Here is a 22043-nt window from a genome sequence, read left to right as displayed (position 1 = left end):
GCCTGGTTGTGGGCCTAGCGGCCTGGTTGTGGGCCTAGCGGCCGTAGACGTTCTGGTAGCGGGCATAAAGCGAGTCGATCTGGGCCGGGTCGATCGGCAGTGGTTCACCGAGTTGCCGGGAAATATGGACGGTCCGTGCCACTTCCTCGCACATGACGGCGGCTTTGACCGCCGAGCGGGCATCCTTGCCCACGGTGAAGGGCCCGTGGTTCTGCATCAGCACGGCCGGCGAGCTGGATTGGGCCAGGGTGTCCACGATGCCGCGGCCGATCGAGTCATCCCCGATCAGCGCGAACGGGCCCACCGGGATCGTCCCACCGAACTCGTCACCCATCATGGTCAGCACGCAGGGGATCTCCTCTCCGCGCGCGGCCCAGGCCGTGGCGTAGGTCGAATGCGTGTGCACCACGCCGCCGACCTCCGGCATGTGCCGGTAAACGTAGGCGTGCGCCGCGGTGTCCGAGGACGGTGACAGCGCGGGGTTGCTCCAGTCGCCCTCCGCGGGCGTGCCGTAGAGGTCCGTGACAACCATGCTCCCGGGCGTGAGGTCCGCGTAGGAGACTCCGGACGGCTTGATGACCATCAGGTCATGGCCGGGGACGCGGGCGGAGACGTTGCCGGCCGTCCACACCACCAGTTCGTAGCGCGTGAGTTCGGCGTGCAGTTCGCAGACCTCGCGACGGACCTCCGCGATGCTTTCCAGCAGGTTGCTCATGCGGACACTTCCTCTGCGACCGGGCCGGCGGGGACGGCGGGGACGGCGTTCTGCTGCGGAGCGCCCGCAGTGGCAGCAAACGAGGGCCTGGCCGCACGCTGGATCGCCTTGAGGCGGTGCATCACGCTGTTGGTGCCGCGGCCGAAATAGTCGTGCAGCGTCCGGTACTCCTGGAAGAGTTTTTCGTAGGCGGCAACATTTTCCGGAATGGGAATATAGATGCTGCCGGGCTCCGATCCCATGGCAGCCGCAGCGGCACGGATATCCGCGTATTCACCTGCGGCCACGGCGGCGTGGATGGCCGACCCCAGGGCGGGCCCCTGGGTTGAGCCGATGGTGGAGAGCGGCAAGCCGGTGATATCCGCGTAGATCTGCATGAGCAGCTTGTTCTTCAGCAGGCCGCCGGCCACGATGAATTCCCTGACCGGCACTCCCGAGTCGCGGAAGGCGTCCACGATGGTGCGCGTGCCGAAGGCCGTGGCTTCCAGCAAGGCCCGGTAGGTGTCTTCGGGCCTGGTGGCGAGGGTCTGACCCACCACGACGCCGGAGAGTTCGTGGTCCACCAGCACGGAACGGTTGCCGGAGTGCCAGTCCAGGGCAATGAGGCCGTGTTCGCCGATGGCTTGGCGGGAGGCCAGTTCCGTGAGGTATTCGTGGATGCCCAGGCCTGCCGCTTCCGCTGCCTGGTGGTACTCGGGCGGGACGCCATTGTTCGTGAACCAGCCGAAGATGTCGCCCACTCCGCTTTGGCCAGCTTCGTAGCCCCAAAGTCCGTCGACGATTCCGCCGTCCACCACGCCGCACATGCCCGGGACTTCCCGCAGTTCGGCACCGTTCATAACGTGGCAGGTGGAGGTTCCCATGATGGCCACCAGCTGCCCGGGCTCAACTGCCTTCGCTGCGGGCGCCGTGACGTGGGCGTCCACGTTGCCCACTGCGACGGCGATGCCTTCCGGCAGTCCGGTCCAGGCGGCGGCCTCGGCCGTCAGATAGCCGGCTGCATCGCCGAGCCGGCCGATGGTGTGCGCCAGCTTGGCGCTGACGAAATCCTTGAAGTCCGGGTTCAGGGCGGACAGGAATTCCTTGGATGGGTAGCGGCCGTCCTGGTAGATCCCTTTGTAGCCGGCCGTGCAGGCGTTGCGGACGTAGTTACCGCACAGCTGCCAGACGATCCAGTCAGCCGCTTCCACCCAGCGGTCCATCGCGGCGTAGCTTTCCGGGTCCTCCTCCAGCAACTGCAGGCCCTTGGCGAACTCCCATTCGGAGGAGATGAGTCCGCCGTAGCGCGGCAGCCAGTTTTCGCCGAGTTCCGCAGCCAGGGCGTTGATGCGGTCCGCCTGCGGCTGGGCGGCATGGTGGCGCCACAGCTTCACGTAGGCGTGCGGGCGGTTGGCGAATCCGGGAAGTTCGTTCAGCGGTGTGCCGTCGCCCTTGACGGGGACCATGGTGCAGGCCGTGAAGTCGGTGGCGATGCCCACCACGGCGGCCGGGTCGATCCCGGCGTCGGCGACGGCCGCGGGCACAGCCCGGCGGAGCACGTCGCGGTAGTCGTTGGGCACCTGCAGGGCCCATTCGCCCGGAAGCCGGATGCCGGCGACCCCAGCCGTGTCTTTCGGAAGCTCGCCGGTGACCACGGCATGCGGGTACTCAAAGACCCCGCTGCCCAGTTCCTTGCCGTCCCGGACCCGGACGACGACGGCCCGCCCGGAAAGCGTGCCGTAGTCCACGCCGATGACAAAGTTTTCGGTTCCGTCCACTGAGAAGTCCATCAAATCCTCCAATAGGTTCCGCAACATTGCGAACCCCCCTATTGTTAGCGCTAACAAACGTGCTGTCAAGAAGCCTGGCACGTATTGCCGGAACGGAGGGCTTCGGCCCTTAGGAGAGACGGGGACGGGGTGCGGTGCTGGCGCGCACCACGAGCGCAGGTTTGACCACCAGGGCGCCACTGGCGGCATCACCCTCGACCTGGGCGCGTATCAGGTCCATACAGCGCTTTCCGAGTTCCTCGAAGTCCTGTCGCACAGTGGTCAGCGGCGGCATGAAGTAGGCGGATTCGGGCTGGTCGTCAAAGCCAACCACGGAGACGTCTTCCGGAACCCGGATGCCCTTCTCGCCAAACGCCCGCAGCAGCCCGAGCGCCATCTGGTCGTTGCTGACGAACACTGCGGTGGCGCTGCGCTGTTCTGCCAGCTGCTGCCCGATCCGGTACCCGCTGTCCGCACTCCAGTCCCCCTCGACCAGAAGCTCGTCGGAGAGGCCGGCTTCCGCCAACTCCTCGCGCCATCCGTCAACCCGGGCTTTGCCGTCCACCCAGTCGAGCGGTCCGGAGACATGGCCGATCCGCTCGTGGCCAAGGCTGATCAGATGGGCGACGGCCAGCCGCGCGCCGAGCTTCTGGTCGACCATCGCGCCGCTCAACCGCCCTTCTCCGGCTCCGCCGACGACGATCACCGGGAGATCCAGGTTCAGGTCCTCGAGCACCTGAAGTGTCCCGTCGTGCGGCACGATCACAATCAATCCGTCCGCGCCCTGGTCCGTCAGGTGCCGCACCGCATCGCAAATGGCCTTCGCCGCGGCCCCCTTAATCGCGGCAATACTCACGAAATACCCTGCTTCCCTGGCGGCTTGCTGGACCCCCAGCAGGGTATTCGCCGGGCCGTATTGCCCGAGCTCGGAGGCGAGGACACCGATGGTCTGGGTGCGCCGGGTCACCAGGCTCCGGGCGGCCGTGTTGCGCCGGTAGCCGAGTTCGGCAATCGCCGCCTCGACCCGGGACTTTGTTCCCGTGCTGACATTCGGGTGGTTGTTGATCACCCGTGAGACGGTCTGGTGGGAAACCTTGGCCAGCGCTGCGACGTCTTCGAGCCGCGGCTGCCGCCGGTCATTGTTGTTCCCCATGCGAGGCCCCTTTCGCTCCGATGCCGTCCACCGGCTTGAATCAAATTGTGAAATCAAACGATAGGAGGGCACGGGGCGCCCGCTGGTCGGCCGCCCCCCGGCTCCTGTTAGCGCTAACCATAGTCCATTTGGACCCTGGTGTGACGCCCGCAGGGAACGACGCCGGGAACCGCAACGACGTGCGCGGCGGGGAACTTACGTGCCCGGCTGGGCCGCTACCGGCGCGGCGGGCCCGGGCGCGGCGGGTACCGGCGAGCAGCCGCAGGACGCGCGCAGGACCAGGTCCACGGGGAAGATCCTGTTCCGGGTGGGAGACACGCCGTCAAAGCCAATGAGCGCTTCGACGGCGGCCTCGGCCATGGCCTGGACGGGCTGCGCGACCGTGCTCAACGGCGGCCAGCTGAACTCCGCCTCAGCCGAGCCGTCGAAGGAGAAGACCGCCAGGTCCTCGGGGACCCGAAGCCCGGCCTCGGACACGGCGCGCAGCAGGCCGACGGCCTGCAGGTCGGAACTGACGAACACGGCGGTGGGTCGGTCCGCGGCCGCAAGCAGCCGCTGCCCGGCCCGGTAGCCGCCCTGCCGGTCGAAGTCACAGCGCAGGATGGGTCCCTCCGGGAGACCGGCCTCCGCGAGCCCCTGCTGCCACCCGACCTCGCGGGCATCGAGATCATTGCCGGCGTTCATGCCCATGACCAGTGCGATGTTGCGGTGGCCGTGGCCCACCAGGTGCTCGACGGCACGCCGGGAGCCTTCCAGCAGCTCCACGCCGACCGAGTTGAAGCCCGGCACCTCGGTGCTGTGGTTGAGCAGCACGGCGGGGATCTCCGAATGCTCCAGCTCGGTCAGGTCGGGTTCGAACAGCACGCTGGAGAGGAAGACCCCGTCAACGCGGCGGCTCGCGAGGTTCCTGACCTGGCGGCGCTCATTGGCCGCCGATCCGCCCGAGTTCGCCAGCAGCAGGGCATAGCCGCGCGCCGCCGCGGCTTCCTCCACGGCGCGGGCCAAAGTGGCGAAGAAGGGGTTGGTGGTGTCCGGGACCACCATGCCGAGCATCTCGCTGGAGCCAAGTTTCAGTGCCCTCGCCGCGGCGTTCGGACGGTACCCCAGGGCGCTGATGGCCTCGCGGACTTTCGCAGCAGTCACCGGGGAGACCCGCTTGGGGCCGCCGTTCACCACATAGCTGACGACGGCGGTGCTGACGCCCGCCAGCCTGGCCACGTCTTTTCGGGTGATCGTGGGCCTGGCGGAGGCGGGCGAGTGTGGCACAGTGACCATGCTACCGCCGGAGTTCCCGGGCAAAGCCTTCCTCATTGATTCCCTGCGCAGGCAGCCGAACGGGGGCGTCGCCGTGGTCCGGCACGGGCAACCGCTCCCCGCCGCGGAGGGCGGACTCGTGCGCCACGATCCCCGGCAGCGTGTAGCGGGCGGCTTCCCAGGCGTTGACGGGCGGGAGCGTTCCCGTGTCGACGGCCGTGGCGAAGTCGTCCACCAGGAAGTGGTGGCTGCCCTCGTGCCCGTTGTGAAGTCCGCGGAACTCGGCCGGAAGCCGGCCGGCGTCGTGCACGGCGGCCAGCCCGGAGCTGAAGGCGTCGCGCAGGGCCGGTGCGACGCCGGCCAGCGCCGGATCGTCCGCGGCGAGCGTGGCCCGGGTGGCCAGTTCCTCGCTGACATCGGTCACGGACTCCTTGTCCTGCCACACACTGACCAGGGCCAGCTGCTCGAAGCTGGCTTCGGTGCCGAAGAAACGGAAGCGGCTTTCGCGCAGGTGGGAGGGGTAGCCGACGCGGCGCATCTCATTGATGCGCATGGACCCGCCGGTTGAAAGCTCGAACAGCGCGGTGGCATTGGAGAAGTCGTTGCCGAACATGCTGACGTCCTTGTCGAACACACCGTCTCCGCGCTCGTCGGGGACGCCAATGCAGCTGACGCTGACGGCATGGCCGCCGATCGCGCCCAGCACCCCGCCGGTGGAGTGGGTCGGGTACAGCATGGGCGGGTAGCTGGCGGTGCTCTTCCAGTCCTCCCCGCCGCTGTACTGGTAGGCCTCGTAGAAGCCGAGATCCATGTCGTGGACGTAGTCGCCCTCGGCGTAGAAGATGCGGCCAAAGGCGCCTTCAGCCTTGCGCTTGCGGGCATAGACGGTGGCGGGGTTGTAGTAGCTTGTCTCGCCCATCATGTAGGTCAGGCCCGTCTCCCGGACGGCCTCGATGATCCGGGCGATCTCGTCCTCGCTGATGGCCATCGGCACTGCCGAATACACATGCTTGCCCGCCCGGAGCGCCTGCAGCACCAGCGGGCCGTGCGTCCAGCGCTGGGTGAAGATCGCCACAGCGTCGAGGCCGCCGTCGAGCATGGCCTCAAAGCTGGGATAGGTCCCCGCCAGGCCGAGCCGCTCACGGAGGGCCTCGGCCCGTTCCGGCAGGACGTCGGTGACATGGACTTCTGAAATCGCGGGATGGGCGTCGAAGAGTTTGGCGAAGGCGCCTGCAAACTGTCCGGCGCCGACGATGCCTAGTGAGAAAGTCATGCACGCAAGTTTCACACCAGTTTCTACTCGAGTCAATAGCAGGCAATGAGCAGAAATTTTCCGCCCGGAAACATGAAAGAAACGGTTGCGCATTGGAAAGTTACTCGTGTAGATTCAAGCCTCAGTTGTAATCCACGTCACAGCATCCACGTAACTGCGGAGGAACCACCAATGACCACCACAACTGCCCGCGGAGCCGCCCTGGCCCGCAAGGCGACCGGCCCGGGAACGGGCAACGCTGCCCCCCGCCGCCGGCGCCGACCCCGGAGCGACCTGAGGGTCGCCCTCTTCTTCATCGCCCCGGCCTTGCTCGGCTTCGTTGCCTTCTACCTGGTGCCGAGCATCCGCGGCGTCTACCTCAGCTTCACCGAGTACAGCGTCTTGGGGGATCCCACCTGGATCGGCACCAAAAACTACACAGCGATCTTCGCGGACGATCTCTTCTGGAACGCCATGGCCGTGACGGTCCAGTACGTGGCACTGAACATCGGCTTCCAGACCGCCATCGCGCTCGGACTTGCCCTGCTGATGCACAACGTCGCCAAGTCCACGCTTATCCGCGGCGCCCTGCTGCTGCCCTTCCTTGTGGCGAACGTGATCGTCGCGCTGTTGTGGTTCTGGATGCTCGACTACCAACTCGGTATCGTCAACGAAATCATCAACTGGATGGGCCTGCCGCGCATCGCCTTCTTCGGCAGCGAGCAATGGGCCATCCCCACCATCGCCGGCGTCAACGTCTGGCGCCACATGGGCTACACCGCCCTGCTGATCTTCGCCGGCCTGCAGTCCATTCCCAACCACGTGTACGAGGTCGCCTCGCTCGACGGCGCCTCCCCGACCCGGACTTTCTGGAGCATAACGATGCCGCTCCTGCGCCCAGTGCTGGTGCTGGTCCTGGTGGTCACCGTGATCGGCTCCTTCCAGGTCTTCGACACCGTGGCTGTGACCACGGGCGGCGGCCCGATCAATGCTTCCCGCGTGATCCAGATGTACATCTACCAGAAGGCCTTCGGTGAATCCGACTTCGGCTACGCCTCGGCCCTGTCCGTCATTCTCTTCGTCATTCTCGCTCTTGTGGCCTTCGTCCAGATGAAGTTCCTCAAGGGCAACGAATCGGATCTGGACTAAGGAACCCCAGCCATGACTACGTCCGCCCCTTCCCGTAAGAAGCCCGTCTCCAGCGTCCCCCCTCCCAGGAAACCGGTCAACTGGCGCCGCGTCGGTGCCTGGACCCTCGTCGCCATCGCCGTCGTCGTGACGATCGCGCCGTTCCTCTGGATGCTCCGCACCGCACTGTCCAGCAATGCCTCCCTGGCCTCGAACGCCAGCAACCTGCTGCCGGCCGACTTCAGCCTCGGCGCCTTCAAGCGGGTCCTGGGGCTGCAGAGCCCCGAGGAAGCAATCGCCGAGGGCGGCTCCGGCGCCGCCATCAATTTCTGGCTGTATCTGCGGAACTCCGTCATCTTCGCCACCGTCACCACCGCCGGGCAGGTCTTCTTCAGCGCGATGGCCGCCTACGCCTTCTCCCGGCTGCGCTGGCCGGGCCGGAACGTGGTGTTCGGCCTGTTCCTGGCCACCATGATGGTTCCGCCGATCTTCACAGCCCTGCCCAACTTCCTGATGATCAAGAACCTCGGCCTGCTCAACACCTTCGCCGGCCTGGCCCTGCCGTTACTGTTCATGACCCCCTTCGCCATCTTCTTCCTGCGCCAGTTCTTCCTCTCCATGTCCCGCGAGGTGGAAGAGGCCGCCATGCTCGACGGCGCCAAACACGTGCGGATCTTCTTCCAGATCGTGCTCCCGAACGCCGCGGCCCCCCTGGCCACCCTGGCGCTGCTGACCTTCATCGGCCAGTGGAACGAGTACTTCTGGCCGCTGCTGGTGGGCCAGGACGAAAGCGTCCGCGTCCTCACCGTGGGCCTGGGCGTCTTCAAGTCCCAGTCTCCGCAGGGCGCCCCCGACTGGTCCGGCCTGATGGCCGCCACCCTGATCGCGGCCCTGCCCGTCCTCCTGCTCTTCATCGCCTTCGGCAAGCGGGTGGTCAACTCCATCGGCTTCTCCGGCATCAAGTAACCCCGGCCCAACCCGCAGTGCCCTTCAAAGCACTGCCCGTCAACAAGCATTCCCCTCAAAGAAGCACTTCCATGAAAGGTCCACCATGAAGAAGACCCTCGGCGCCGTCGCTGCCGCTGCAGCCATCGCCATCTCCCTCTCCGCCTGCGGGGGGTCCGCCCCGGCCTCCACCGAGGCCAAGGGCGACATCAACTACTGGCTGTGGGACGCCAACCAGCTCCCGGCCTACCAACAGTGCGCCGATGACTTCCACAAGGCCAACCCAGACATCAAGGTCAAGATCACCCAGCGCGGCTGGGATGACTACTGGACCACACTGACCAACGGCTTCGTCGCCGGCACCGCCCCCGACGTCTTCACCAACCACCTCTCGAAGTACCCCGAATACGCCGCGAAAAAGCAGCTGCTCTCCCTCGACGAGGCGGTGGCCAAGGACGGCATCAAGCTGGAGAGCTACACCAAGGGACTCGCCGAGCTCTGGGTGGGCCAGGACGGCAAGCGCTACGGACTGCCCAAGGACTGGGACACCGTGGGCCTCTTCTACAACACGGCCATGACGGACTCCGCCGGCCTGACCGCCGAGCAGATGGCCAACCTGGAATGGAACCCGCAGGACGGCGGCAGCTATGAGAAGGCAATCGCGCACCTGACCGTGGACAAAAACGGCGTGCGCGGCGACGAGGCAGGTTTCGACAAGAACAAGGTGGCCGTCTACGGACTCGGCCTGGCCGGCAGCGGCTCCGGGCAGGGCCAGACCGAGTGGAGCTTCCTCAGCGCCACCACCGGCTGGAGCGCCACGGACAAGAACCCCTGGGGCACCAAGTTCAACTACGACGACCCCAAGTTCCAGGAGACCATCGCCTGGTGGGCCGGACTGACCGAGAAGGGCTACATGCCCAAGCTCGAGACCACCGTCGGCGCCAGCCTGGCGGACAACTTCGGCGCCGGCAAGGCTGCCATCAACACCACGGGTGACTGGCTGATCGGCCAGTACAAGAGCTACAAGGGCGTGAAGACCGCGTTCGCCCCCACCCCGAAGGGCCCCGAAGGCAAACGCGCCAGCATGTTCAACGGCCTGGCCGATTCCGTCTGGGCCGGCACCAAGAACCCGGCAGCCTCGATCAAGTGGGTCGAATACCTCGCCTCCACCGCCTGCCAGGACGTCGTAGCCTCCAAGGGCGTCGTGTTCCCGGCTCTCACCAGCTCCTCCGACAAGGCAGCCGAAGCATTCAAGGCCAAGGGCACCGACGTCTCCGCCTTCACCACCCACGTCAAGGAAGGAACCACGTTCCTGTTCCCGATCGCGGATAAGGCAGCCAAGGTGGACGGCATCATGAAGCCGGCCATGGACGCCGTCCTCTCCGGCAAGAAGCCTGCCAGCTCCCTCACCGAAGCCAACAACCAGGTCAACGCCCTCTTCAACAAGTAAGCGTTCGAAGCCACAGCCGCCCGCCACGGCGGCGCCCGGTGCGCGGGATCCCCGAGCCGGAATCCCGCGCACCAGCACCTGACTTCCGCACTACCGAAAGCGAATCCCCATGCACCCCGTGCACCTGCGTTCTGCCGGCACCAGCGTCCTGCTGGCCTTCGACTCCGGCGAGGCCGAGATCGTCCACTGGGGCGCCGACCTCGGCGAACACCTCCCCGATCTGGCGATCCTCCGCGGGCCAGTCCCGCACTCCGCCCTCGACATCCCCGTCGCCGCCGGACTGCTCCCGCAGGCCTCCTCCGGCTGGGCCGGGCGGCCGGGCCTGCGCGGGCACCGGAACGCCGACGGCGGCCCCGGCCTGGACTTCTCGCCGGCCCTGCGGGTGGTTGCCGCCCAGATGCAGGACGGCGGGCGCACGGTGGTGATCATCCACCGGGACTCCGAGGCCGGACTCGAGGTCAGTTCCGAACTCACCCTGCACCCCGGCGGCCTCCTGGAGCTGGCTCACACGCTGACCAACAGCGGCACGGCCGAATACCAGCTCGACGAACTCGCCACGGTGCTGCCGGTGCCGCGGGACGCCACAGAACTGCTCGATCTCACCGGACGCTGGTGCCGCGAAAACCACCCGCAGCGGCACGCCGTCCAGCAGGGCACCTGGGTCCGCACCGGCCGGCACGGCCGGACCGGCCACGACTCGTCCCTGCTGGTGGCAGCCGGGACCGCCGGCTTCGCCAACCGCACAGGCCAGGTCTGGGCCACGCACCTGGGCTGGAGCGGCAACCACGAGCAGTACCTCGACAGCCTCGCGGACGGCCGGCGCATGCTCGGTGCCGCCGAGCTGCTCGGCTCCGCCGAAGTGGTGCTGCGCCCCGGCGGCAGCTACCGGACGCCGTCGCTCTACGCCGCCTACTCCGGCCGCGGCCTGGACGGCATCACCGAGGCCTTCTACCACTGGTTCCGTGCCCGGCCGCAGCATGTGGACACCACCTCCGGCCGGGTCCGCCCGGTGGTGCTGAACACCTGGGAGGCCGTCTACTTCGACCACAGCCTCGAGCCCCTGCTCGAACTCGCCGAAGCGGCCGCCGGGCTCGGCGTGGAACGCTTTGTCCTCGACGACGGCTGGTTCCGCGGCCGCCGCGACGATCACGCGGGCCTTGGCGACTGGTACGTCGACGAGGGTCTGTGGCCCGAGGGCCTCACGCCGCTGATCGACGCGGTCACCGGCCACGGCATGGAATTCGGACTCTGGGTCGAACCCGAAATGGTCAACCTGGACTCCGACGTCGCCCGCGAGCACCCGGACTGGATCGTGGGCCCGTCGCTGCTTTCCCACAAGGACGGCGGCCGGCTTCCGCACGCCTGGCGCCATCAGCACGTCCTGGACCTCGCCAACCCGGAGGCCTGGCAATACATCTACGGACGCCTCGATGCCCTGTTGCGCGAGAACAACATCGCCTACCTCAAATGGGACCAGAACCGCGATCTAACCGAGCACGGCCGCGGCGGCCGGCCGTCCGTCCACGAGCAGACGCTGGCCGCGTACCGTCTCTTCGACGCGCTCAAGGCAGCCCACCCGGACGTGGAGATTGAAAGCTGCTCCTCCGGCGGGGCCCGCGTGGACCTCGGCATCCTGCAGCGAACCGACCGGGTGTGGGCCTCGGACTGCAACGATGCCCTGGAGCGCCAGACAATCCAGCGCTGGACCCAGGCCGTCCTCCCACCCGAACTCGTCGGATCACATGTCGGCCCCACCACGAGCCACACCACGGCCCGCACCCACGACATCTCCTTCCGCGCCATCACCGCCCTCTTTGGCCATTTCGGCATGGAGTGGGACATCCGCGCAGCCACGGACGAGGAACGGGCCACGCTGCGCCGCGCCATCGCGCTCTATAAGCGCCACCGCGCACTGCTCCACTCCGGCAAGCGCGTCAACGCGGACACCGCCGAGCCCACCCTGAGCGTCCACGGTGTAGTTGCGCACGACGCCGGCGAGGCCCTGTTCGCTGCCGTGTCCCTGGCCTCCGCCCCGGCTGAGGTCCCCGGACTGGCCTCACTGCCGGGCCTTGACCCGAAGCGGAACTACCGCGTCCGGGCCGAACTGCCTACCCTTCTCGACGGTGACTACGCGCACACCTTCTCCCAGATCCGGCCGCCGGCCTGGCTGGACGACGGGGCGGTTGCCACCGGGGCCTTCCTGCAGCACGTCGGCCTGCCCCTGCCGGTCCTGAACCCGGAGCACGCCCTGCTCCTCCACGTCCAGGCCCTCTGACCGTCCGGTCCCGCCCCCTGCTTCCGGGTCGGGCGCCGCACGTCCCCTCACTTTCGAAGGAACCCCATGACCAGCATCATCAGCCGCAGCGACGCCCCGGCGTCGGTGTCCGCGGTGACCAGTACGCGCCTCGCCGACGGGCGTGAACTCCTGTATTTCGACGATACTTCCCATCCCCTGCAGCGCCCGTCGAGGGACCGCCGCGACCTTCCCGAGCGTGGCCCGTCCGGGGAAATCCGGTACGACGCGCTGACCGGGGAATGGGTGGCGGTCGCCGCGCACCGGCAACACAGGACGCATCTTCCGCCAGCGGACGAGTGCCCGCTGTGCCCGAGCACCGACGCGCGGCCCTCGGAGATCCCGGCGGATTACGACGTCGCCGTGTTTGAAAACCGCTTCCCCTCGCTCGGTCCGGATCTCGCCGCCGCCCCGGCAGCGCCGGGCTGGGGTACCCGCGGGACCGCCGGCGGCCGGTGCGAGGTCGTAGCCTTCACGCCCGAGCACACCGGGACGTTCGCCGCCCTCAGCACCCGGCGGGTGCGCACCGTGATCGACGCCTGGGCGCACCGCACCGAGGCCCTGAGCACGCTGCCCGGCGTGGCGCAGGTGTTCTGTTTCGAGAACCGCGGCCAGGACATCGGCGTGACACTGCACCATCCGCACGGCCAGATCTACGCCTACCCCTACGTCACGCCGAGGAGCGCGGTGATGGCCGCGGCCGCCCGGCAGTTCCATGAGGCGGCGGGCGGGACGGCCACCCTGACCGGGGCGATTTTGGCGAGCGAACGTGCCGACGGCGCCCGGATGGTGCTCGAGGGCGAATTCTTCAGCGCCTACGTGCCGTTCGCGGCACGCTGGCCGCTGGAAATCCATCTGGTCCCGCACCGCCAGGTTCCGGACCTCGCCGCGCTGACCGGCGCCGAGCGTGACGAGCTCGCCGTCCTCTATCCGGACCTGCTGGGCCGCCTCGACAGGCTCTACGGCAGCCCGACGCCGTATATCAGCGCCTGGCACCAGGCCCCCCTTGACCCGGTGCTGCGCCGGTCCGGGTACCTGCACCTGCAGCTCACCTCCCCCCGGCGGGCCGCGGACAAACTCAAGTTCCTGGCCGGCTCCGAGGCCGCCATGGGCGCCTTCATCAACGACACCACTCCCGAAGAGGTCGCGGCCCGGCTCCGGGACGCCAGGACAGGAACGGCATGACCACCACCGACACCGCAGGAACGGCCCTGGCGGACACGCTGACCCGCGCCTTCGCCGGCCACTTCGGCCATGACGCCGACGGCGTGTGGCAGGCGCCGGGACGGGTCAACCTGATCGGCGAGCACACGGACTACAACGACGGCCTTGTCCTGCCGTTCGCCATCAACCGCTCCACCACCGTGGCCGTGTCGGCCCGGGCGGACCGCACCGTGCGGCTGGCCTCGGCGTTCGCGGCCGCTGACCCGGTCGAATTCGATCTCGATACCTTCGCTCCGGACCAGGCGGCCGGCTGGTCCGCGTACCCGGCCGGCGTGGCCTGGGAGCTGGAAAGGGCCGGCATCACGGTGCCGGGCTTTGACCTGTACGTGACCTCCGATGTCCCGGTCGGCGCCGGGCTGTCCTCCTCCGCCGCCCTGGAATGCGCCGTCGCGTTGGCCCTGTCCGACCTCACCGGAGCGGGCCTGGACCGAGCCGAACTGGCGGACATCGGGCGGCGGGCCGAAAACAACGTCGTCGGCGCCCCCACCGGGATCATGGACCAGTCCGCGTCGATGCTCGGCACCCGGGATTGCGCCGTCTACCTGGACTGCCGCGACCTCAGCTCGCACCCGGTGCCGCTCGGCCTGGCGGAGTCCGGGCTTCTCTGCCTTGTGATCGACACCAAGGTCTCGCACGCCCATGCCACCGGCGGGTACGCCGAACGCCGGGCCTCCTGCGTCCGGGGCGCCCGGGTCCTGGGCGTCGGCGCCCTCCGCGACCTCGACGCCGCCGATCTGCCGCGGGCCGCGCGCATCCTCGACGACGTGACGTTCCGCCGGGTCCGGCACATCGTCACCGAGAACGAACGGGTCGCCCGGACCGCGGAACTGCTCACGACCCATGGGCCGCTGGCAATCGGAGACCTGCTGGACGCCAGCCACCGCTCCATGCGGGACGACTTCGAAATCTCCTGCCCGGAACTGAACCTGGCCGTTGACACCGCGCGCGCCAACGGGGCCATCGGGGCCCGGATGACCGGCGGCGGGTTCGGCGGCTCCGCCATCGCCCTGGTTCCAGTGGACGACGCCGATCAGGTCCGGTCCGCGGTCCTGGCCGGCTTCGCCGTCCGGGGGCTGCAGGCACCCGATGTCTTCGCCGTCCTGCCGGCAGAGGGGGCGCGCCGGCTGTGATCAGGCCGCCGGCGGGTGGTCAGCGGCCGAAGCCGGGGCTGCGCGGCTCTCTGCTGGGTCCCGGCCATCAGTACTTCCTCAGATCCAGCGGGTCCTGGCCGTACCAGCGCTTGCGCAGCAGGGCGGTGGCGGCTCCCAGAACACGCCGCAGCTCCTCCGTGCTGTTCGAGAGGGACCTCAGCACCAGCCCGGCCGTTCCCAGCACGGCGGCGGTGAGCGAGATGCCGGTATGGGCGCCGAGCCCGGCCGTGATCTCGTGGAGTTCGTCGGCAAGGGCTTGGTCCACCCGCGGGTCCACGACGATCAGCGACCCCAGATGGCTGAAGCCCTCCATGAACGCCAGGCCCGTTACATCGCCCAGGGGCGGCCGGATGAGCACGTTGTCCAGGGCCAGCAGCCCGCCCGCCTCCCCGACGGACGCCTCCGACTCGACCCGGATCTCGGTCCGCAACCGCAGCTCCTCGTACCGGAACGAGGCCCCGTCCGGCGACCACCCCGGGGTCACAATTTCGGCCATGACGAGGCTCGACGACGGCCGCACCGTCACGTGCGTATTCTGCCGGTAGCTGGCCTCCCGGTAGGCGATCACCTGATCCGGGGCGAGCTCCAGCCGAGCCCCCTCCCCGAGCCGCAACCGCATCCGCTGTTCGGCAAAGGATCCCGGAGTTCTGTAGATCTTGGTGGCCGACTGCGTGGCGAGCAGCAGCTTCGCCCCATCGGCCACCTCCACGTCAATCACATACAGGTCAGCCCCCAAATACGCCCCGCCCGGATTGACGAGCACATAACAAACCTGCCCGCTGCCATCCAAGTAATGCGGCCGCAAAACCCTCAAAGCCCCCCGATGGAACTGGTGCGTGGCGACAGAACGTCGCCCACGCTCGGCCACCACGAGTTCGAGCTGACCCATCGGTTCCCGGGCGCTCTGGTTGGCTCCAGCGGCTTCGCCGGATTTGGGGCCGTGCCCGCTTCGCGGTGCCCGCCACGCCGCGGCCCCAAAATCCGGCCTCGCCGCCTCAGCGGTTAGCTCGCCGGGACTGACCCCGGGAGCACTCACGGCGCCAGGTCGAGCATTAGGACGTCCCGCCGCACCCAGTCGATGACGCGGTCCAGCCCCTCGTCGGTCTTGAGGTTGGTGAAGCAGAACGGCTTCTCGCCCCGGAATTCCTTGGAGTCCCGCTCCATGACGGCCAGGTCCGCGCCCACGTGGGGGGCGAGGTCGGTCTTGTTGATGATGAACAGATCGGACTTGATCATGCCCTGGCCGGCCTTGCGCGGGATCTTCTCACCCTGGGCCACGTCGATGATGTAGATGGAAAAGTCCACCAGTTCGGGGCTGAACGTTGCGGAGAGGTTGTCGCCGCCGGATTCCACGAAGATCACCTGCAGGTCAGGGTGCCGCTGCTTCAGTTCCTCGATGGCGGCGGTATTCATGGACGTGTCTTCGCGGATGGCGGTGTGCGGGCAGCCGCCGGTTTCAACGCCGATGATCCGGTCGATCGGCAGGATCCCGTTGGCGGCGAGAATCTTGGCGTCCTCGATGGTGTAGATGTCGTTGGTGATGGCCGCCATGGAGATCGCCCGGCTCATGTGACGGGTGAGCCGCTCCACGAGCTGGGTCTTGCCGGCACCCACCGGGCCGCCGATGCCGATCTTGACGGGCTCAGACATATTCTTCTCCAGACATATTTCGTGTGTAGCTCGGTTAACTCATGAACATGCGGGCGCGCTGGCGTTCGTGCCGCATTTGCGAAATTTCCAGCCCCGGGCTGACGGCCCCAAAGTCATCAGGCGTGAGGTGACTGATCCGCTCGATAGCGGCGGCGACGCCGTCGGCGGCCTTCCGCAGGATCCGCTGGCCGGCGTTCTGCCCCAGCGGGATCGCCCGGACGGCGTTCTGCGTCAACGACGTCCCCGCGGCGAACAGGTAAGCGGCAAGGGCCTCGGGGAGCGGTACGTTCAGGGACCGTGCGACGACGGCGAACGCCAGCGGCTGATGCCCGGCGGCACGGCCGGAACCCACCAGCTTCCGGTACTCCGCCAGATCTGCGGACGGAAAGATCTCGGCGCCGATCTCCAGTAGACGTCCGCCCATCTTGGTACTGGCCTCGCGCAACTGCCGGGGCAACAACTGGGCGGTCAACAACGCATCCAGTTCGGCAACCGGAACGTCCTCATAGAGGAACCGGATTGCCAGGGCGTCCGAGTACGTCAGCTGCTGCGAAATGAACGCCGCCAGCCACACCCCAAAGGACTCCTCATCGTGCACCAGCCCGCGCTCCACATACGTCTCAAACCCCAGCGAGTGAGCAAACGCCCCGGTAGGCAAAGCGGAATCCGTCAGCTGCTGCAACGCCAACTGGTAAGTCATAACGGGCTCCACGACGCAAGGCAAGCAGTCGAACCTGCGAAGGCGGGTGATAGGGGTCGCGGCGTGGCGGGCACCGCGAAGCGGGCACGACCCCTATCACCCGCCGCAGCGCTGGCGGCGCCCCAGCCGCGGAAGAGAAAACTAGTGCGAGTGTTCGGCATGGCGGAAGGGTACGGGCATCACGCGCTCCTGGCGGTCGTAGGGCGCTCCGACGTGTTTGAGATAGTCCTCCACGGTGTGGTCGTACTGGCAGACCATCACCTCCGCCCCGTACTCCGAGGAAGCGTCGAAGAACTGGGCCTGCAGGTGCCGGTTGCCCAGGGAGTGGGCCACCATCCCCATCTCATGGATGGAGCGCGGGGCGATCACCAGGACGTCGGTGGGCAGCACCGACACTACGATCATGTTGGTGTCGGCCACGTGCAGGATGTCGCCGTCGCGCAGGTCCCCGGAACCGGCGGGGAGGCGGATGCCGAGTTCCTTCCCGTGGTCGGTGGTAACGCGCTGGATGCGTTTGACCAGCTGGGCGCTGGGCAGCACCACCTTCTCGCGGTGGAGCCCAAAGTAGGGGTCCGGACCGGGAGGGAGGTCGTGGGTGTTGCCGAGGACCTTTTCGATGATCATGGTGGTCTCCTCTGGAAGCCTAGAAAAGGAAGTAGCGCTGCGCCATKGGCAGCACGTCTGAGGGCTCGCAGGTGACGTCCTCGCCGTCGACGCTCACCTGATACGTTTCCGGGTCCACCTCGATATCAGGGGTGGCGCCGTTGTGCTTGAGGTCCGCCTTGGTGAGGTTCCTGATTCCGGACACTGGCCGGATGACCTTCTCCAGTCCGAGCTCCGCCGGGACCCCGGCGTCGATGGCGGCCTGGGAGAGGAAGGTGATGGAGGACTGCTGCAGCGCCTTGCCATAGGCGGCGAACATCGGCCGCATGGTGCGCGGCTGCGGGGTGGGAATGGAGGCGTTGGCGTCACCCATGAGGGCGTAGGCGATCTGGCCGCCCTTGAGCACAAGGTCCGGCTTCACCCCGAAGAACGCGGGATCCCAGAGCACCAGGTCTGCGAATTTGCCGACCTCCACGGAGCCGATGGAGTCGGCCATGCCCTGCGCGATGGCGGGGTTGATGGTGTATTTCGCCACGTAGCGCTTGATCCGGAAGTTGTCGCTCTCCGCGCCGAGGCCGGAAGGGGCGCCGTGGTTGCCGGCTGCGCTATCCCCTGTGTCGTCCCTCTGGGGGTCTTTGAGGACGCCGCGCTGTTTCTTCATCTTGTCCGCCACCTGCCAGGTGCGGATGATCACCTCGCCCACCCGGCCCATGGCCTGGGAGTCCGAGGACGTGATCGCGAAGATGCCCAGGTCCTGCAGGACGTCCTCGGCGGCGATGGTCTCGGCGCGGATGCGGGAGTCCGCGAATGCCACGTCCTCCGGGATGTCCGGGTTCAGATGGTGGCAGACCATGAGCATGTCCAGGTGCTCTTCGATGGTGTTGCGAGTGTACGGCAGGGTCGGGTTGGTCGACGCCGGCAGGACATTGGGCAACCCGGCGATTTTGATGATGTCCGGGGCGTGGCCGCCGCCGGCGCCTTCGGTGTGGAAGGTGTGGATCACGCGGCCGTCGATGGCCCGGATGGTGTCCTCCACGAAGCCGCACTCGTTCAGGGTGTCGGTGTGGATGGCCACCTGGACGTCGTACTGGTCCGCTACCTGCAGCGACGTGTCGATCGAGGACGTGGTGGAGCCCCAGTCCTCATGGACTTTCAGCCCGATCGCGCCGGCGCGGATCTGCTCGGCCAGGGGTTCGACGGCGGACGCGTGGCCCTTGCCGAACAGGCCGATGTTGATGGGCAGCCCCTCGGCGGCCTGCAGCATCCGCTGGATGTGCCATTTTCCGGGGGTGACCGTGGTGGCCTTGGTGCCTTCGGCGGGACCGGTGCCGCCGCCGATCATCGTGGTCACGCCGCTGCACAGGGCGGCGGGGACCTGGTCCGGGGAGATGAAGTGGATGTGCGAGTCCACCCCGCCGGCGGTCAGGATTTTCCGCTCGCCCGCAATGATCTCGGTGCTCGCGCCGATCACGATGTCCACGCCGTCGGTGATCTGCGGGTTGCCGGCCTTGCCGATCCGGAAGATGTGGCCGTCCCGGAGCGCGACGTCGGCCTTGTAGATGCCGGTGTAGTCCAGCACCACGACGTTGGTGATCACGGTGTCCGGAATGTCCGCATCACGGGTCAGTTGGCCGTTCTGGCCCATGCCGTCGCGGATCACCTTGCCGCCGCCGAACACCACTTCCTCGCCGTAAACGGTGAGATCCTTCTCGATCTCAAGAAACAGATCCGTGTCGGCCAGGCGGATGGCGTCGCCCGTCGTCGGGCCGTAGAGGTCCGCATACTGCCTGCGGGATAGCTCGAAACTCACTGTGCGTCACCTTCCCCTTCGGGAACGTGGAGTCCGGAAACAGGGAGTTCGGTCTTGCGGAGTGTGCCGTTGACGGCGTTGCTGAGGCCGTACACTTCCCGGCTGCCCGCGAGCTCGATCAGCCGGACGGTCCTGCTGTCCCCGGGTTCGAACCGCGCGGCCGTGCCGGCCGGGATGTCCAGCCGGCGGCCGTAGGCGGCCGCCCGGTCAAACTGCAGCGCGGAGTTGGCTTCGGCAAAGTGATAATGCGAGCCCACCTGGACGGGCCGGTCTCCGGTGTTGGTCACCGCGACGTCCACCGCCTCACGGCCGGCGTTGATGACCAGCGGAGCGGAACTGAGAACGTATTCTCCCGGAATCATCGAAGCTCCTAACGGATCGGGTCGTGGACGGTGACGAGCTTGGTGCCGTCCGGGAAGGTTGCTTCGATCTGGACGTCGTGGATCATTTCCGGCACGCCCTCCATCACGTCGTCGCGGCCAAGGATGGTGGTTCCGTAGCTCATGAGCTCCGGAACGGTCCGGCCGTCCCGGGCGCCCTCGATCAGTTCGTAGCTGATCACCGCGACGGCCTCGGGGAAGTTCAGCTTCAGTCCGCGTGCCTGGCGGCGGCGGGCGAGATCCGCCGCGACCACGATCATGAGCTTTTCCTGCTCACGGGGCAAGAGGTGCATGACGGTATCCCTTCAAGAACCGAACCGGCTGGCGGACCGCAGAAGCCGCGGTGTGACCAGAGTAGGCCGCGGAGATTTCCTGCAGGTTTCCGGGACCCGTCATCATCTCAGGAGCTAACCGCTGACGGGACTATCCGGCGATCCGCCAGTGAGCCTGGAATTCGGGGTGGTCCGCATACGGCAGCGCGAGGGTGTGCAGGGAGAGCGTGGTCCATTCGATGACGTCCGGCACCCATCCGGCGTCGGCGGGTTCCTGGCTGACCAACGTGGCCAGCACGGACTGGCGTGCGGATTCAATGATGCCGATGAGCTGGCGCTTGGCCTCGCACTCACGGAGCAGGCGGCGTTCATACCACTCGCCGGAGACAGCAAGTGTGGGGTCGCCGAGCAGCTTCAGGGCGGCGGCTTCGTCTTCTCTAATGCGTGCGGTCAGGAACTCGACGATGTCCACTCACCGAGCCTATGCGCGCCGGTGCCCACAGGGCTACGGCCCGGCGTTTGCCCTTTTTCCTCAGGCCGGCACAAGCCGCGCTTGTTAGGGTGGGTGGATGAAACGACGTCTCGCCGCCCTTGCCGCTGCCGCCCTCTTGATCGGGCTTACCGGCTGTGGGCAAGTGCAGGACGCTACCGAAAAGGCCGTCAACGACGGGGCGTCACAGGCTGCGACGGCGGCCGGCAATGAAGTTAAGAAGCAGGCCTGCACCATCGTGAAGAACGGCCTGGTCAGCGCCAGCGACAAGGAACTGCTGGGCGGTCTTGTCAGCAGCGCGGAAGCCGCGGGTGCACCCGCAGAGATCACCACCCCGCTGCGCCAGATCGCCGACTCCGGCGACCAGGTTCCGGCCGAATCCGTCAAGGCCCTTCAGGACGCCTGCGCCAAGTAGCAGACCACGCTGGGAGCGGGTTGCGGCCCAGCGTGTGGAGTCCGGCGCTATGTGGCGGCGAACTGTGATCGCTCGAGGTCGCAGTTTCCGGCGGCAGGTGCCGTCTTGCATGGCATAGGTTTCGAGGCCACCACCGGGCGAACGGATAACTCGGACAATGACGGCTGAAACGGACTTGGCAAGGCGGGAACCTATTCGCGGGTTGGAAGTCCGGCCGTCAGAGCGTGGGCCAAAAGGGCCCGGGCCGTCCATCGCATGGAGTCGATGGCCTCTTCCCGACTGAGACCTCCAACGTCTGTCAGCCATGCCAGGGACTCGATCCCTATGGCACTTCGGATGGCAAGGGCCAGTTGATGAATGTCCTGATCCGTCATTTGTCCCTGCAGTGGCGCAAGCGCCTCAGCGATCCAAGCAATCGCCCGTCCCTGCCGGAGGGGAAGGCCACGTACTTCACCGCCTGCCTGCTCCAGCGAAAGCCGCAGCATGGTGCGCTGCTGGGCTTCGGTATCAACAATGATCCTGGTGAACTCGGCCACCACAGCGTCCAGCCGCTCTGCCGCACCCGGAGGCGGAGACTCCGGCAGCAGCGACATGCGTGCCGTTTCCGGGTGGGCGGCCGCCAGTAGCTCCCGCTGGCCGGGGAAATACCTGTAGGCAGTACTCCGCGCTATGCCCGCAGCCTGCGCCGCATCATCCACCGTCGGCGAAACGCCGGACGCGACCAAAGAGCGCGCCGCCCCGATCAAAGCGTCCAGCGTGCGGCGCTTCTGCCCGATCCGACCAACGTCCGCGTAAGCCCTTGACATGATCTTCATGATACATGAGTCTTGTTATGGGACAGGTGTCCCATAAGTCTTCCTACCACTCATCGAGGCGAGCACCATGGAGACGAATAAGACCGCATCAGCACTCGTCCTGCAACCCGGGGAAGGGGCCAGGCGCTGGTTCTTCGGTGGAGGGATACACACATGGAAGGCGACGGAAGACGAAACCGGCGGAGCGTTCCTCATGTTTGAGGACGAGATGGCTCTCGACAAGGTAACACCGATGCACACCCATCCGGACTCGGATGAAACCATGTACATCCTGGCCGGAGAGATCTTGATGAACATTGACGGAGAGGAGCACCGGGTCACTACGGGCGGGGTAACCATCGCACCACGCGGCGTCCCCCACGCGTTCAAAGTCCTTCAGGACGGGACCCGTGTTTTGTGCCTCCACACCCCCGGCAGCGCGCAGGCGTTCTACGACGGCGCCAGCGAACCCCTCGGCTCGAGCAATAAGCCGGGCGTTGTGGACTTTGAGCGCATTCGCGAATCAGGGCGGATAAACGGTGGCATCGAAATCGTCGGCCCTCCTCCGTTTCCCGAGAATCAGGACTGAGGACTCAATTCGCGTGCCCTGAGATAT

The 22043-nt window shown here is 67.1% G+C and carries 22 protein-coding genes; 8 read left to right on the top strand and 14 right to left on the bottom strand.

Going from position 1 to position 22043, the window contains the following annotated elements:
• Nucleotides 1–34: 34 nt before the first annotated feature.
• The 5 genes from AC1D1S_RS01090 to AC1D1S_RS01070 form a co-directional block, all read right to left on the bottom strand.
• Nucleotides 35–715: an L-ribulose-5-phosphate 4-epimerase gene (locus AC1D1S_RS01090; protein WP_243178196.1), complete on the bottom strand. Its 681-nt coding sequence runs from the start codon at nt 713–715 to the stop codon at nt 35–37.
• Nucleotides 712–2484 (bottom strand): ribulokinase, encoded by a 1773-nt coding sequence (gene araB / locus AC1D1S_RS01085; protein ID WP_243178195.1) that lies wholly within the window; start codon nt 2482–2484, stop codon nt 712–714. Before araB ends, AC1D1S_RS01090 begins: the two co-directional genes overlap by 4 nt.
• 109 nt (nt 2485–2593) lie before the next feature.
• Nucleotides 2594–3616, bottom strand: a complete 1023-nt coding sequence (locus AC1D1S_RS01080) for a LacI family DNA-binding transcriptional regulator (RefSeq protein ID WP_243178194.1) — start codon at nt 3614–3616, stop codon at nt 2594–2596.
• 195 nt (nt 3617–3811) lie between these two features.
• Nucleotides 3812–4891, bottom strand: a complete 1080-nt coding sequence (locus AC1D1S_RS01075) for a LacI family DNA-binding transcriptional regulator (RefSeq protein WP_243178193.1) — start codon at nt 4889–4891, stop codon at nt 3812–3814.
• 1 nt (nt 4892) lies between these two features.
• Nucleotides 4893–6143 (bottom strand): Gfo/Idh/MocA family protein, encoded by a 1251-nt coding sequence (locus AC1D1S_RS01070; RefSeq protein WP_243178192.1) that lies wholly within the window; start codon nt 6141–6143, stop codon nt 4893–4895.
• Between the two features lie 171 nt (nt 6144–6314).
• Here AC1D1S_RS01070 and AC1D1S_RS01065 point away from each other — a divergent pair, with 171 nt between their 5' ends.
• From AC1D1S_RS01065 to galK, 6 genes are all read left to right on the top strand, one after another.
• The gene (locus tag AC1D1S_RS01065) at nt 6315–7271 is read left to right on the top strand and encodes a carbohydrate ABC transporter permease (protein ID WP_243178191.1); all 957 of its coding nucleotides are present in this window, start codon (nt 6315–6317) and stop codon (nt 7269–7271) included.
• 12 nt (nt 7272–7283) lie between these two features.
• Nucleotides 7284–8216, top strand: coding sequence for a carbohydrate ABC transporter permease (locus AC1D1S_RS01060; protein ID WP_476993529.1), 933 nt, complete (start codon nt 7284–7286; stop codon nt 8214–8216).
• An 85-nt stretch (nt 8217–8301) separates the two neighbouring features.
• A complete protein-coding gene (locus tag AC1D1S_RS01055) occupies nt 8302–9645 on the top strand; it encodes an ABC transporter substrate-binding protein (protein ID WP_243178189.1) in 1344 nt (447 codons plus the stop codon).
• A 109-nt stretch (nt 9646–9754) separates the two neighbouring features.
• A complete protein-coding gene (locus AC1D1S_RS01050; RefSeq protein WP_243178188.1) occupies nt 9755–11920 on the top strand; it encodes an alpha-galactosidase in 2166 nt (721 codons plus the stop codon).
• A gap of 66 nt (nt 11921–11986) precedes the next feature.
• Nucleotides 11987–13123, top strand: a complete 1137-nt coding sequence (gene galT / locus AC1D1S_RS01045) for a galactose-1-phosphate uridylyltransferase (protein ID WP_476946258.1) — start codon at nt 11987–11989, stop codon at nt 13121–13123.
• Nucleotides 13120–14292, top strand: coding sequence for a galactokinase (gene galK, locus AC1D1S_RS01040; protein WP_476993528.1), 1173 nt, complete (start codon nt 13120–13122; stop codon nt 14290–14292). Before galT ends, galK begins: the two co-directional genes overlap by 4 nt.
• A gap of 67 nt (nt 14293–14359) precedes the next feature.
• On the opposite strand, the gene AC1D1S_RS01035 is transcribed toward galK, so the two are convergent.
• The 8 genes from AC1D1S_RS01035 to AC1D1S_RS01000 form a co-directional block, all read right to left on the bottom strand.
• Nucleotides 14360–15076, bottom strand: a complete 717-nt coding sequence (locus AC1D1S_RS01035) for an urease accessory protein UreD (RefSeq protein ID WP_476993527.1) — start codon at nt 15074–15076, stop codon at nt 14360–14362.
• Nucleotides 15077–15345: 269 nt separating this feature from the next.
• Nucleotides 15346–15963 (bottom strand): urease accessory protein UreG, encoded by a 618-nt coding sequence (gene ureG, locus AC1D1S_RS01030; RefSeq protein ID WP_243178184.1) that lies wholly within the window; start codon nt 15961–15963, stop codon nt 15346–15348.
• 34 nt (nt 15964–15997) lie between these two features.
• On the bottom strand, nt 15998–16663 hold the full coding sequence (locus AC1D1S_RS01025) for an urease accessory protein UreF (protein WP_476993526.1): 666 nt from the start codon (nt 16661–16663) through the stop codon (nt 15998–16000).
• 141 nt (nt 16664–16804) lie between these two features.
• Nucleotides 16805–17287 (bottom strand): urease accessory protein UreE, encoded by a 483-nt coding sequence (ureE, locus tag AC1D1S_RS01020; protein ID WP_476993525.1) that lies wholly within the window; start codon nt 17285–17287, stop codon nt 16805–16807.
• Between the two features lie 19 nt (nt 17288–17306).
• On the bottom strand, nt 17307–19076 hold the full coding sequence (gene ureC / locus AC1D1S_RS01015; RefSeq protein ID WP_476993524.1) for an urease subunit alpha: 1770 nt from the start codon (nt 19074–19076) through the stop codon (nt 17307–17309).
• Complete coding sequence (locus tag AC1D1S_RS01010) at nt 19073–19438, bottom strand: urease subunit beta (protein ID WP_476942770.1); 366 nt, start codon at nt 19436–19438, stop codon at nt 19073–19075. The genes ureC and AC1D1S_RS01010 overlap by 4 nt, the downstream gene beginning before the upstream one ends.
• 8 nt (nt 19439–19446) lie before the next feature.
• A complete protein-coding gene (locus AC1D1S_RS01005; RefSeq protein WP_079552648.1) occupies nt 19447–19749 on the bottom strand; it encodes an urease subunit gamma in 303 nt (100 codons plus the stop codon).
• Between the two features lie 130 nt (nt 19750–19879).
• Nucleotides 19880–20200 (bottom strand): DUF6221 family protein, encoded by a 321-nt coding sequence (locus tag AC1D1S_RS01000; RefSeq protein ID WP_028278211.1) that lies wholly within the window; start codon nt 20198–20200, stop codon nt 19880–19882.
• A gap of 97 nt (nt 20201–20297) precedes the next feature.
• Between AC1D1S_RS01000 and AC1D1S_RS00995 the strand changes: the two genes are divergently transcribed.
• Nucleotides 20298–20633 carry a hypothetical protein gene (locus tag AC1D1S_RS00995; RefSeq protein ID WP_476993523.1) on the top strand — a complete coding sequence of 112 codons (336 nt, stop codon included), beginning with the start codon at nt 20298–20300 and terminating at the stop codon, nt 20631–20633.
• A gap of 191 nt (nt 20634–20824) precedes the next feature.
• On the opposite strand, the gene AC1D1S_RS00990 is transcribed toward AC1D1S_RS00995, so the two are convergent.
• Entirely contained in the window at nt 20825–21448 is a 624-nt protein-coding gene (locus AC1D1S_RS00990) for a TetR/AcrR family transcriptional regulator (protein WP_476993522.1), read from the bottom strand.
• Between the two features lie 67 nt (nt 21449–21515).
• On the opposite strand from AC1D1S_RS00990, the gene AC1D1S_RS00985 reads away from it, so the two are divergent.
• A complete protein-coding gene (locus tag AC1D1S_RS00985; protein WP_028278214.1) occupies nt 21516–22016 on the top strand; it encodes a cupin domain-containing protein in 501 nt (166 codons plus the stop codon).
• Nucleotides 22017–22043 lie beyond the last annotated feature (27 nt).

The organism is Arthrobacter sp. P1_A5 (assembly GCF_056406825.1).
Note: the sequence above shows the minus strand (reverse complement) of the source record. Positions and strands in the feature narration are given on the sequence as shown.

Coding starts and splice junctions, on each gene's coding strand:
- AC1D1S_RS01080 (WP_243178194.1), bottom strand. CDS start 3,616: ATGGGGAACAACAATGACCGGCGGCAGCCGCGGCTCGAAGACGTCGCA.
- AC1D1S_RS01025 (WP_476993526.1), bottom strand. CDS start 16,663: ATGACTTACCAGTTGGCGTTGCAGCAGCTGACGGATTCCGCTTTGCCT.
- AC1D1S_RS01075 (WP_243178193.1), bottom strand. CDS start 4,891: ATGGTCACTGTGCCACACTCGCCCGCCTCCGCCAGGCCCACGATCACC.
- araB (WP_243178195.1), bottom strand. CDS start 2,484: ATGGACTTCTCAGTGGACGGAACCGAAAACTTTGTCATCGGCGTGGAC.
- AC1D1S_RS00990 (WP_476993522.1), bottom strand. CDS start 21,448: ATGAAGATCATGTCAAGGGCTTACGCGGACGTTGGTCGGATCGGGCAG.
- ureE (WP_476993525.1), bottom strand. CDS start 17,287: ATGATCATCGAAAAGGTCCTCGGCAACACCCACGACCTCCCTCCCGGT.
- AC1D1S_RS01090 (WP_243178196.1), bottom strand. CDS start 715: ATGAGCAACCTGCTGGAAAGCATCGCGGAGGTCCGTCGCGAGGTCTGC.
- AC1D1S_RS01055 (WP_243178189.1), top strand. CDS start 8,302: ATGAAGAAGACCCTCGGCGCCGTCGCTGCCGCTGCAGCCATCGCCATC.
- AC1D1S_RS01005 (WP_079552648.1), bottom strand. CDS start 19,749: ATGCACCTCTTGCCCCGTGAGCAGGAAAAGCTCATGATCGTGGTCGCG.
- AC1D1S_RS01070 (WP_243178192.1), bottom strand. CDS start 6,143: ATGACTTTCTCACTAGGCATCGTCGGCGCCGGACAGTTTGCAGGCGCC.
- AC1D1S_RS01010 (WP_476942770.1), bottom strand. CDS start 19,438: ATGATTCCGGGAGAATACGTTCTCAGTTCCGCTCCGCTGGTCATCAAC.
- galT (WP_476946258.1), top strand. CDS start 11,987: ATGACCAGCATCATCAGCCGCAGCGACGCCCCGGCGTCGGTGTCCGCG.
- AC1D1S_RS01050 (WP_243178188.1), top strand. CDS start 9,755: ATGCACCCCGTGCACCTGCGTTCTGCCGGCACCAGCGTCCTGCTGGCC.
- AC1D1S_RS01065 (WP_243178191.1), top strand. CDS start 6,315: ATGACCACCACAACTGCCCGCGGAGCCGCCCTGGCCCGCAAGGCGACC.
- galK (WP_476993528.1), top strand. CDS start 13,120: ATGACCACCACCGACACCGCAGGAACGGCCCTGGCGGACACGCTGACC.
- ureG (WP_243178184.1), bottom strand. CDS start 15,963: ATGTCTGAGCCCGTCAAGATCGGCATCGGCGGCCCGGTGGGTGCCGGC.
- AC1D1S_RS00995 (WP_476993523.1), top strand. CDS start 20,298: ATGAAACGACGTCTCGCCGCCCTTGCCGCTGCCGCCCTCTTGATCGGG.
- AC1D1S_RS01060 (WP_476993529.1), top strand. CDS start 7,284: ATGACTACGTCCGCCCCTTCCCGTAAGAAGCCCGTCTCCAGCGTCCCC.
- AC1D1S_RS00985 (WP_028278214.1), top strand. CDS start 21,516: ATGGAGACGAATAAGACCGCATCAGCACTCGTCCTGCAACCCGGGGAA.